Genomic DNA, 11,305 nt, shown 5'->3' on the forward strand with positions numbered 1-11,305 from the left:
ATTCGAATAATGAAAAACCCTTATGCTCCCGCTTTCTGGTGCGTGCTCTTCGCACTGGTGCTGTTATCGGCCGCGTATTTCTACGGGGTCATGCTCGCCCACCAACTCGACAAGGCCATGGTGTTTCTCGACAGCGCCTGCCTGGTGATCGGCACCTTGTCCATCGGCGTGGTGGCCTGGGCCTCCTATCAAAACCAACGGGTGAAGCGAAAGTTGCTGGAACAAGGCAAGACCCGCGTCGCGATCTGGGACACCAAGGTGGCGCTGCGCCGTGTCGAAACCGTGTTCGACCGCTATTTCTGGGGCAGCTACTGGCAACCCGGTCGCACCTTCCAGGAAGTCATGGGCGACCTTACCGGCACGCCCCTGGAAAAAAGCCTCGAGGTGCTGAAGAAGCAATGCGTCGTGCTCGACCGGCAGGTCGCCGACGGCAGGCACTGGCTGAATAACGCGCGGGAATTGTCCGATGTCGCCACGCAAATGGCCCGTGAGCGCTACCAGCTGGACTTCTGCGACCCCAAGGCCGACACCCCCGGCAATGCGGTCATACACCGCGAGTTTGAGGTGTTGGTCTACACTTGGACGGCGCGCTTGAAGAGCTTCGATCACCAATTGGATGAAATCGAGCTGGAGTACTCCTGAACTCCTGCGCAACTGATCCCTCTGAAAGGCTGGGCCGTTTGCGCCCGCCAGTGCTAATCTTCCCCAGCCTTTCGGCCACACGGGCCACTACTGCAGGAGCGAGCTTGCTCGCGAAAAACGTCAACGATAACGCGTGCATTCTGAATAAACGCGGTGCCTATGAGTTCTTCGCGAGCAAGCTCGCTCCTACAAGGACCCCTCCGGGGTTCAAGGAAGACAGCCCACTTCTCACAGGATTTGATCAGGTCACTTCATGAATAAGCCAGCAGTCGTTCTTTTGGGTTTCGTTGTCGCCGTTGGCGTCGTCAGTGCAGGCGGCGCCTGGTACACCGGTAAACAACTGGAGCCGGTGCTGCAAACCGCGATCCAGAACGCCAACAAGGAACTGCAGACCTCCATGGCCGGCGTGGACGGTAGCGTCTCCCTGGAGCTGGTCTCCCTGGACCGTGGCGTGTTCAGCAGCACCGCCCATTACCGCCTCAAGGGCCAGGGCAGTGTGTTCGGCGAGCAAAACCCGAACCCCGAGCTGCTGTTCGTCGACCATATCGAACACGGCCCGCTGCCGTTCTCGCGCCTGGTCAGCCTGAAATGGCTGCCGGTAATGGCCACCAGTCACTACGCACTGGAAAAGAACGCCACCACCGAACCATGGTTCGCTGCCGCCAAAGACGTGTCGCCGCTCAAAGGCGTGGCCAATATCGGTTACAGCCGTTCGGTCAACGGCAACGTCGAACTGCTGCCCCTGGAGTTCAAGGACGACAAGTCCTCGGTGAGCTTCTCCGGCGCCAACCTCGAATTCGACAGCAGCGCCGAAGGCCAGAAGGTCAAGGCCGACGGCTACATGAACAGCCTCAAGGTCGCGGCCGTCGATGCCAATGGCGACGCGTTCGAAGCTGAACTGGCCGGCCTGACCGTCGCCAGCAACCTGGCCAAATCCACGTTCGGTTTCTACACCGGCCAGAACACCATCGAACTGACCGACACCAAGGTCACCTTCGGCCCGCAGAAGTCTGTGCTGACCCTCAAGGGCTTCGAGCAGAAAGATTCCAGCGAGACCCAGGACAACAACCTGGCCGGCCGCGTCGACTACAAGATCGACGAGATCGGTTACCAGGGTAAGCCTGTGGGCTCGGCCGCCATGGCCGTCAGCATGAAAAATGTCGACATCCCGGCGATGCTGGTGTTGACCAAGCTCTACCAGGACAAGATGCAGCCGGTGCAAGCCGCCGCCGCTGCCGGCCAACCCGCGCCCGAGCTGCAACTGACCGAAGCCGAGCAGACCCTGGCCGAAGCCAACGTCAACCAGGTGCTGGCCGCCAAGCCGCAAGTGGCGGTGGAAAACCTGTCGCTGAAAACCACCCATGGCGAGAGCAGGTTCAACCTTGTCCTGGACCTGGCCAAGCCGGCCTCCATGGAACTGCCACCGGTTGAACTGGGCAAGCAGATGATTGCGCTGCTGGACGCCAACCTCACCCTGTCCAAACCGATGATCAGCGACGTGGCCGCGCTGCAAGCCCAGGTCGGCGGCGTGACCGACCCGAAAGCCATCGAACAGCAATCGCAAATGGCGGCCGAGATGGTCAGCGGTGTGGCCGTGGGTACGCAACTGGCAGCCCTGGTAGGCACCGACGTGGTGTCCAAGCTGCACTATGCCAACAACGAAGTGACCTTCAACGGCCAGAAAATGACCGTCGAGCAGTTCATCAGCTTCGTGATGTCCAAAGCCGGTGCAATGGGCGGCGCGCAGTAACCCTGGAATACAGTTAAAACTGTGGGAGGGGGCTTGCCCCCGATGGCGGAGTGTCAGTCAGTAAATTTTCAGCTGACCCACCGCTATCGGGGGCAAGCCCCCTCCCACATTGTGTTTTGTGCCTGTCGAAAGATCCCTGCCGGTCAATTCTGAACAATTGTTCTGAATTGCCCTTGCCCCTGCCTGGCTAAGGGATAGTTCCCCCAGGAAAGCTAGGTCGGGTCCCGAGACGCCGACACCCTGATGCACATCGCTCAGGATCACCCATCGTTGCAGCTTTCCTTGTAAGGAAGCCGACGACATGTTGCCAATCCCTCCACTCAGCGCTTCAGGCCGGTTGCGGTTGCTTATCGCAGCAGCCCTGTGCAGCCAATTGCTGATGCCCGCCTGTGCCGTGGCCGACCCCGCCTATGACGCCCTGATCATCCAGGCGCGCAACGGTCACTTCGCGCCGGCACTGACCCAGCTGCGCCAGCTGTCCGCTGAACGCCAGACCCCAGGCCAGGTCAGCGATCACCTGGTGATTGCCGGTTGGGCCGGGCAGGACGTGGAAGTGTTGACGGTGTATGAGGCACAGGGCAAGCATCGCAACCTGACCACCCAGGCACTGGCCACGGTGGCGCGCACCTATCGCAATCAGAAGCAGTGGGCCCAGGCCGAGGCGGTCTATCGCCAGACGCTGTTGCGTGAGCCGAATAATATCGACCTGCAACTGGGCCTGGCGCTCACCCAGGCCGATGGCGGCAAGGCCGGCGAGGCGGTGCAACGCCTGCGCGCGCTGGTGGCGGCGCAACCCAATGACCCCAACCGCCGCATGGCCCTGGGCTACGCGCTGACCCGCGCCGGGCTGAACTACGACGCGCTGTTCGAGTTCGACCAGGCGTTCATCCGCGCCGGCGACAAGCCCGACGTGGCGCGTGAATACCTCGTCGCCCTGCAAAAGGCGCGCTTGCCGGAAGCCGCGCTGCGCCTGTCGGCCAGGCGTCCGGGCCTGGTGGACGCGGTGACCCGGCGCCGCCTGGAAGGCGACCTGGCCGCCGAGCGCGTGCGCATCGCCGAGTTCGCCACGCGCACCGAAAAAGAACGCTACGTGGTCGCCGACCGCGCCCTCAGTGACTACGACCGACTGATCGCACGCTGGACCCCGGACGCCAGTGCCCATGACGACGTGGTGCGCTGGCGCATCGACCGCCTGGGCGCGCTGAAGGCCAGGGCACGTACGGCCGAGGTGATCCGCGAGTACCAGACTTTTAACCGCGAAGGCGTGCAATTGCCCACGTATGCGTTGCGTTGGGTGGCCGCCTCATACCTCGACCAGCGCCAGCCGGAACAAGCCGAACCCTTGTATCGCCAGGTGCTGAGCGCGCCGGACGCCGACGCCAGTTACCGCGTCGACGACAGCACCGCGTTGTTCTACGCCCTGCTGGAAAGCGACAAGGTCGAGGACGCCCGCCAGGTCGCCGACACCCTGGCCAGGGAACAGAAACCCCGCGTCGAACTCAAGGGCTTGCCGATTGGCAACCCCAACGACAACTGGATGGACGCGCAGCAACTCTCCGCCCAGGCCGGCACCTTCGGCGGCGACCTGCCGGGCAGCGAAGTCAACCTGGAAGCGCTGGTGGCCAAGGCGCCAGGCAATGTCGGCCTGCGCATCGCCCAGGCCGACATGTACCGCGCCCGTGACTGGCCGCGCCGCGCCGAAGGCACCCTCAAGGAAACCGAAGCCCAGGCGCCCCGCGACATCGGCCTGCAAGTGTCCCAGGCCTACACCGCCATGGACCTGCAGGAGTGGCGCCAGATGGACGCCCTCACCGACGACGTGGTCGCGCGCAACCCGGACAACCGCCAGGTGCAACGTCTGCGCCGCCTGCGCGATGTGCATGACATGGCCGAACTGCGCGTCGAGGCCTACACCGGCAAGAGCTACGGCGGCGGCAATAACGACGACACCGGTGCAGTCTCCGGCAGCCGCGACTGGGGCATTGAAAGCGTGATCTACACGCCGCCCATCGACGAAGACTGGCGCCTGTTCGCCGGAGCCGGCTACGCCACCGCCGACTTCAGCGAAGGCACCGGCCAGCACCGTTGGCAGCGCGTGGGCGTGGAGCGGCGCACCCGCGACATGACGCTCGAAGCCGAGGTATCCAACCATTCCTACGGCGATGGCTCCAAGCAAGGCGCGGCCGTCTCGATTGCCCGCGACATCAACGACCACTGGCAGTACGGCGGCAGTGTCGGCTACCTGCTCAGCACCACGCCGCTGCGCGCCTTGAACGACGGCGTCACGGCCAATGGCGGCAGCGGTTTTATCCGCTGGCGCGCCAATGAAAGTCGCGAGTGGAAACTCACCCTCAGCCCGTCGCACTTCAGTGACGGCAATGATCGCGTCGAAGCGCTGCTCAGCGGCCGCGAGGGCCTCTACAGCTCGCCCCATGTGCAAGTCGACCTGGGCCTGGAAGTCGCCGCGAGCCGCAACAGCAAGGAAGACACCGCGTACTTCAACCCGAAGTCGGACTTCACGGTGTTGCCCGTGATCAACGTCAACCACGTGCTCTATCACCGCTACGAGACCCAGTGGAGCCAGCAGTTCCAGATCGGCGCGGGCACCTACAGCCAGCGCGACTATTCCACGGGTGGCATCGGCCTTGTCGGCTACGGCCAGCGCTTTCGCTGGAACGACGTACTGGAAATGGGCGCCAACCTCAGCCTGATCAGCCGACCTTATGACGGCGACCGCGAACGCGATCTGCGCCTGCTCGTCGACCTCACTTACCGTTTCTAGAAGAGCCTGACCATGACCGTCCTCAGCCGTTGCTTGTTGGTCCTGGGTCTAATGCTGGCCGCCGCGTGCGCCCAGCAACCCGCGCCCTATACCCCACCCGCGCAGCGGCCAACCGCGCCCAACGAAGCGCCGTGGCCGCAAAACCATTTCCTGGGCATTGCCTACCATGACGTCAATGATCGCGACCCCGATCAGGCGGTGGTGGCGGTGCGCACCGAACGCTTGATCGAACAACTGGCCTGGCTGCGCGAGAACGGCTACCAGGCGGTCAGCGTCGACCAGATCCTGGCCGCGCGCAACGGCGGCCCGACGCTGCCGCCCAAGGCCATCATGCTCAGCTTCGACGACGGTTACGCAAGCTTCTACACCCGCGTGATGCCGATTCTGCGCGCCTACCACTGGCCGGCGTTACTGGCGCCAGTGGGCTACTGGATCGACACGCCGCTGAACAAACCGGTGGACTTCGCCGGTTCACCGCGTCCGCGTGGAGAGTTCCTCACCTGGCAGCAGATTCGCGAAGTGTCCCAGTCGGGCCTGGTGGAAATCGCCGCGCACACCGACGCCAACCACAAAGGCATCCTCGCCAACCCCCAAGGCAACCTGGAGCCGGCGGCAACGTCCCTGCGCTTTGACCCGGCCACCGGGCGCTATGAAAGCCAGGCGCAGTTCGATGCGCGGCAGCGTGCGGACGTCGTGGCGATTTCCAACAAGATCCAGGCCGTGACCGGCAAAAAACCACGGGTGTGGGTATGGCCCTATGGCGCGGCCAAAGGCACGTCGTTGGCGATCGTCAGCGAGCAGGGCTACCAGATGGCGCTGACCCTGGAAGACGGCCTCGACAGCTCCAGTGATCTGATGAACAGTCCGCGCTTTCTGGTGGCCTCCGATCCCGACGGCGAGCACTTCGCCAACAGCATCGTCGCCGCACAGACCCCGGCGCCGCTGCGCGTATTGCATGTGGACCTGGACAACGTCTACGACCCCGACCCGGCCCAGCAGGCGCGCAACCTCGACGTACTGGTGCAGCGCGTGGTGGACATGGGCGCCGGCACCGTGTTCCTGCAAGCCTTCGCCGACCCCAAGGGCGACGGCCTGGTGCATTCACTCTACTTCCCCAACCGTCACTTGCCGGTGCGCGCCGACCTGTTCAACCGCGTCGCCTGGCAACTGCACACCCGTGCCCATGCGGCGGTGTATGCCTGGATGCCCGTGCTCAGTTTCGCCCTCGACCCCAAGCTGCCGCGCGTGACCCGTTGGGACCCGCAAACCGCCAGGCTGGGCACCGATCCCGACCAGTACCAACGCCTGTCGCCGTTCGACCCGCAGGTGCGCAAAATCATCGGTGAAATCTACGAAGACCTGGCCCGCAACAGCGCCATCGACGGCGTGCTGTACCACGACGACGCCGTGCTCTCGGACTTCGAAGACGCCAGCCCCGCCGCGCTCAAGGCGTACGCGGCCAATGGTCTGCCTGACACTGTCGCCGCCTTGCGCGCCGACCCCGCCACGCTGCAACGCTGGACCCGCTTCAAGAGCCGCTACCTGATCGACTTCACCCAGGAGCTGACCACCAAGGTTCGCGCCATCGCCGGGCCGCAGGTGCAGACCGCGCGCAATATCTTCGCCGAGCCGATGCTCAACCCGGCCAGCGAAGCCTGGTTTGCGCAGAACCTCGACGACTTCCTGCAGGCCTATGACTGGACCGCGCCGATGGCCATGCCGTTGATGGAAGGTCAGGAATTGAAGACCTCCGATGCCTGGCTGGAAAAACTGGTGGCGACCGTCAAGGCACGCCCGGGAGCCTTGGAAAAAACCATTTTCGAGCTGCAAGCCAAAGACTGGCGCACCAAAGCCGCGCCGGATATCAGCGCTGAGCAACTGGCGCAATGGATGGGCGTGCTCAAACGCCAGGGGGTCAAGAGCTTTGGCTACTACCCGGACAACTTCCTGGAAAATTCCCCGGACCTGAAGACGGTACGTCCGGCCCTTTCCAACCAGTGGAACCCTTGATCATGTTCGACAGAATCCTGGCTATATTCGTGCTGGCACTGGTACTGGGCGTGCCCCTGGGCCTGATCTTCCTGGTCACCGGGCAGTTCCTGATGGACTTCGTGTTTTTCTACCCGCTGTTCATGTCCGCGCTGTGGATTGCCGGCGGCCTGTACTTCTGGCTGCACTGGGAGCGCCACTGGCCGTGGCAGGAGGACACCCCGGCGCCGACCCTGGCCGGCAACCCGCTGATCTCGATCATCATCCCTTGCTACAACGAAGGCGATAACGTCGCCGACACCATGGCGGCCGCCCTGGGCCAGGTGTACACGAACATCGAAGTGATTGCGGTCAACGACGGCTCCAGCGACAACACCGCTGCGATACTCGACGCGCTGGCGCTGCAACACCCACGCCTGCGCGTGCTGCACCTGGCGCAGAACCAGGGCAAGGCCGTGGCCCTGCGCATGGGTGCGGTAGCGGCGCGCAGCGAATACCTGGTGTGCATCGACGGCGATGCGTTGCTCGACAAAAACGCGGCGGCCTACCTGGTCGCGCCGATGCTCGACAACCCGCGCCTGGGCGCCGTCACCGGCAACCCGCGTGTGCGCACACGTTCGACCCTGATCGGCCGGGTACAAGTGGGCGAGTTCTCCTCGATCATCGGCCTGATCAAGCGTACCCAGCGCGTGTTCGGACGCATCTTCACGGTGTCGGGTGTGGTGGTGGCGTTCCGTAAAAAGGCGCTGAACCGCATCGATTACTGGAGCACCGACATGATCACCGAGGACATCGATGTCAGCTGGAAGCTGCAACTCGATCACTGGGCGATCTTCTACGAGCCGCGCGCGCTGTGCTGGATCCTCATGCCGGAAACCGTCGGCGGCCTGTGGAAACAGCGCCTGCGCTGGGCCCAGGGCGGCGCTGAAGTGCTGTTCAAGAATATCCGTGGCATCTGGCAATGGCGCCATCGCTACCTGTGGCCGCTGCTGTTCGAATATTGCCTGTCCACCGGCTGGGCCTTCACCTTCCTGCTCTCGGTGGTGTTCTGGGGCCTGGGCAAATTCATGGTGTTGCCGCCGGCGATTACCGTCGACTCCCTGGTGCCGCCGGCGTTTACCGGGCTGGTGCTGGCGATGGTGTGCCTGCTGCAGTTCGCGGTGAGCATCCTGATTGACCGACGCTACGAAAAAGACCTGTGGAAAACCCTGTTCTGGACCGTGTGGTACCCGATGGTGTTCTGGCTGGTGAGCCTGTTCACCACGCTGGTCAGTTTTCCCAAGGTGTTGTTCAACCAACACCAGAAACGCGCGCGCTGGGTCAGCCCAGACCGTGGTATCAAACCTGCCCAAGAGGAGGTGTGACGATGAAGCTGGTCAGAACCCGCCAGAACCTGGCGATGTGGATTATCGATGTGTTGCTTACCCTGCTGGCCTGGGCCGGCCTGGTCTGGCTGCTGGCCCGGGGCATGAGCGCCATGCTCGAAACCCACGGCGGCCCGCGCCTGGAAGCGCCGATCTTCGCCGCGCTCAACACCTTGCAAATCTACCTGTGGATTGCCCTGTTCAACGCCGTGATCCTGGTCGCCTGGGCGCGCTACCAGCAACGCAAAGGCCGCAAATTCGCCCAGCGTCGCGCCGAAGCGAATGCCCTGAGTGATCAGCACTTGAGTGAAAGCTTCAAGCTGGGCGAGGGCGACCTGGAACAACTGCGCCGCCCGGGCGTGCTGGTGATCCACAACGACGAAGAGGGCGGCGTGGGCGAAATCAAATCCCACGTCTCCCGCGACGTCGAACGCCCCGGCCTGGCCCTGGTGTCCGGCTCGGAAAAAGACAAGGGCCTTGGCTGATTCTTCAGCCCTGCAAATACCAATGTGGGAGGGGGCTTGCCCTAATGCCGCCCTCAGTAGGAGCGAGCTTGCTCGCGAAAAACTCACAGGCACCGCGTTCATTCAGGAAGCACGCGTTATCGTTGACGTTTTTCGCGAGCAAGCTCGCTCCTACAAAAAACCTTAACTGGCTGGCATTAGGGCTTGCCCCCTCCCACATTGATCTCCAACGCTGTGAGTGCGCACGGGTTCAACAAAACTGATTGGATTTCCGATAAATGGGATCCAAATCACAAAACCGCCGCGAACTTTCCTCCCCTTCCCGGTACTAACCCTAACTCGACGACACTTGATGGCTAAATAGTGGCGATCAATGCCCGTCAGTCGAATCGCTGTCGAAACAGTTGCCGCCGGTCGGATTAAACGTCTCAGCATTCCGGCCGCACCTTGTTCGATAATTATTTTTTGTTACTAATCATTAGGTTAGCCCGCAGACACGCTCCAACACCCTACAGCCCCAGCGTCTTGGACTGCCGGGAGTTCGATGTTAGCGTGCCGGCCTTTGATTTTCGACGGATCGAACATGCCTCTGCCAATGCCACGGACTCGGTTTCTTCTATGCACGCTCTTGCTCACTTGCCTGGGCCTGAACACTGCATTCGCCGCCCCCACGCCCGGCGACCAGGACCTGATCCGCGATCGGCAGAACCGCCTGCTCGAGGAGCAACAGCGGCGCCTTGAAGAACTCAAGGACCTGCCCGGCAAAGCGGCCAAACCCGAGGCGCCCACCGCGCCCGCCGACACCCGCTGCTTCCCGATCAAGAACATCGAACTCAAAGGCGCCGACAGCCTGCCGGCCTCCGAGCGCGAGCGCCTGCTCAAGCCCTATGTCGGCCAGTGCCTGGGCGTGTCCCAGCTCAACGACCTGCTCAAGGCCATTACCGACTACTACCTCGGCAAAGGCCGCGTCACCAGCCGCGCCTACCTGCCGCAGCAAGACCTCTCCACCGGCCACCTGCAAGTGCTGGTGGTGGAAGGCAAGCTCGAAGCCTTGCGCAGCGCCGAAGGCAGCACCGTGACCGAGCGCGAACTGGCCATGGCGTTTCCCGGCAAGGTCGGCGAAGCACTGAACCTGCGCGAAATCGAGCAACTGGTGGACCAGCTCAACCGCCTGCCGTCCAAACAGGCGCAAATGGAATTGACCCCCGGCAAGCAAGTCGGCGGCAGCGACGTGGTGGTCAAGAACACCGCGCAAAAGCCCTGGCGCGCCAGCCTGTCGCGCAATAACGACGGCCAGAAAAGCACCGGCGAACAGCAATGGGGCGCCGGCCTGGAGTGGGACAGCCCGCTGGGCCTGGGCGACCAGTTGATTCTGCGCGGTGGCCACGACGCCATCAGCGACCACCAGAAAACCTCGAAAAACACCATGCTCTACTACAACGTGCCGTGGGGTTGGTGGAACTTCAGCTACACCTACAGCGAGAGCGACTACCGCACCTTCGGCGTGACCGACGACTTCAAATACAAGCAGGACGGCGACAACCAGAACCACCAACTGCGCGCCGAACGGGTCATCCACCGCGATGACGTGAGCAAGACCTCGGTCAACGTCGGCCTGGCGCACCTGCGCACCAACAACTACATCCTCGACGTGCGCACCGCGCCCAGCAGCAACCGCCTCAGCGAACTGCAACTGGGCGTCAACCATGGGCGGCGTATCGGCACGGCCTTCGTCAACCTGGACCTGGGCATGCAAAGCGGCATTGGCTTGCTCGATGCCCAGTCCCAGGACGAACGCGACGCCTTCGGCCGCCGTCAGCCGAACTCGCGCTACCGCAAATACACCGCCACCGTCAGCTACCTGCAACCGTTCAGCCTGTGGGGCGAGTCGTTCAGCTTCAGCAGCCTGGCCACCGGCCAGCGCAGTGAAGACCCGCTGTTCTCGCCCCAGCGCATGAGCCTCGGCGGCTCGGCTTCGGTGCGCGGTTTCAAGGACCAGTTGCTGACCGGCGACAGCGGTGGCTACTGGCGCAATGAAGTGCGCTGGGCGCGTCCGGTGACCCTCGACTGGATGCGCCCGGCCTTCTTCGAATACGGCGCCAGCGTCGGCTACGACCAGGGCGTGATCCGCAACGACCGCTACAACGACAACGTTCACGGCCGCGTGTCCAGCAACTCCCTGGAGCTGTTCGCCCGTGGCAAAAACGTCAGCACCAGCGTGACCTTTGCCCACTCGCTGGAAAGACCCGGAGTCGTCACCGAGCGCGAAGCGCCGATCTACTTCCGCCTGGATTTCTTCCTGTAATTCAACGTT

7 protein-coding genes are annotated in these 11,305 nt (G+C 63.1%); all 7 read left to right on the plus strand.

What is annotated here, in order from left to right; genetic code table 11:
- Positions 1 to 9 precede the first annotated feature (9 nt).
- The 7 genes from TU82_RS21930 to TU82_RS21965 all read left to right on the plus strand — a co-directional run bounded on the left by TU82_RS21930 (position 10) and on the right by TU82_RS21965 (position 11,296).
- The gene (locus TU82_RS21930) at positions 10 to 642 is read left to right on the plus strand and encodes a hypothetical protein (RefSeq protein WP_057725318.1); all 633 of its coding nucleotides are present in this window, start codon (positions 10 to 12) and stop codon (positions 640 to 642) included.
- A gap of 253 nt (positions 643 to 895) precedes the next feature.
- Entirely contained in the window at positions 896 to 2,392 is a 1,497-nt protein-coding gene (locus TU82_RS21935; RefSeq protein ID WP_057725319.1) for a YdgA family protein, read from the plus strand.
- 301 nt (positions 2,393 to 2,693) lie between these two features.
- Positions 2,694 to 5,174 carry a poly-beta-1,6 N-acetyl-D-glucosamine export porin PgaA gene (pgaA, locus tag TU82_RS21940; protein WP_057725320.1) on the plus strand — a complete coding sequence of 827 codons (2,481 nt, stop codon included), beginning with the start codon at positions 2,694 to 2,696 and terminating at the stop codon, positions 5,172 to 5,174.
- A 12-nt stretch (positions 5,175 to 5,186) separates the two neighbouring features.
- Positions 5,187 to 7,184: a poly-beta-1,6-N-acetyl-D-glucosamine N-deacetylase PgaB gene (pgaB, locus tag TU82_RS21945; protein ID WP_057725321.1), complete on the plus strand. Its 1,998-nt coding sequence runs from the start codon at positions 5,187 to 5,189 to the stop codon at positions 7,182 to 7,184.
- 2 nt (positions 7,185 to 7,186) lie between these two features.
- Entirely contained in the window at positions 7,187 to 8,527 is a 1,341-nt protein-coding gene (gene pgaC, locus TU82_RS21950; RefSeq protein WP_057725322.1) for a poly-beta-1,6-N-acetyl-D-glucosamine synthase, read from the plus strand.
- 2 nt (positions 8,528 to 8,529) lie between these two features.
- Positions 8,530 to 9,012: a poly-beta-1,6-N-acetyl-D-glucosamine biosynthesis protein PgaD gene (pgaD, locus tag TU82_RS21955; RefSeq protein ID WP_057725323.1), complete on the plus strand. Its 483-nt coding sequence runs from the start codon at positions 8,530 to 8,532 to the stop codon at positions 9,010 to 9,012.
- A 562-nt stretch (positions 9,013 to 9,574) separates the two neighbouring features.
- Complete coding sequence (locus tag TU82_RS21965) at positions 9,575 to 11,296, plus strand: ShlB/FhaC/HecB family hemolysin secretion/activation protein (RefSeq protein ID WP_057725325.1); 1,722 nt, start codon at positions 9,575 to 9,577, stop codon at positions 11,294 to 11,296.
- Positions 11,297 to 11,305 lie beyond the last annotated feature (9 nt).

This window comes from Pseudomonas orientalis, assembly GCF_001439815.1.
Lineage (GTDB): Bacteria > Pseudomonadota > Gammaproteobacteria > Pseudomonadales > Pseudomonadaceae > Aquipseudomonas > Aquipseudomonas orientalis.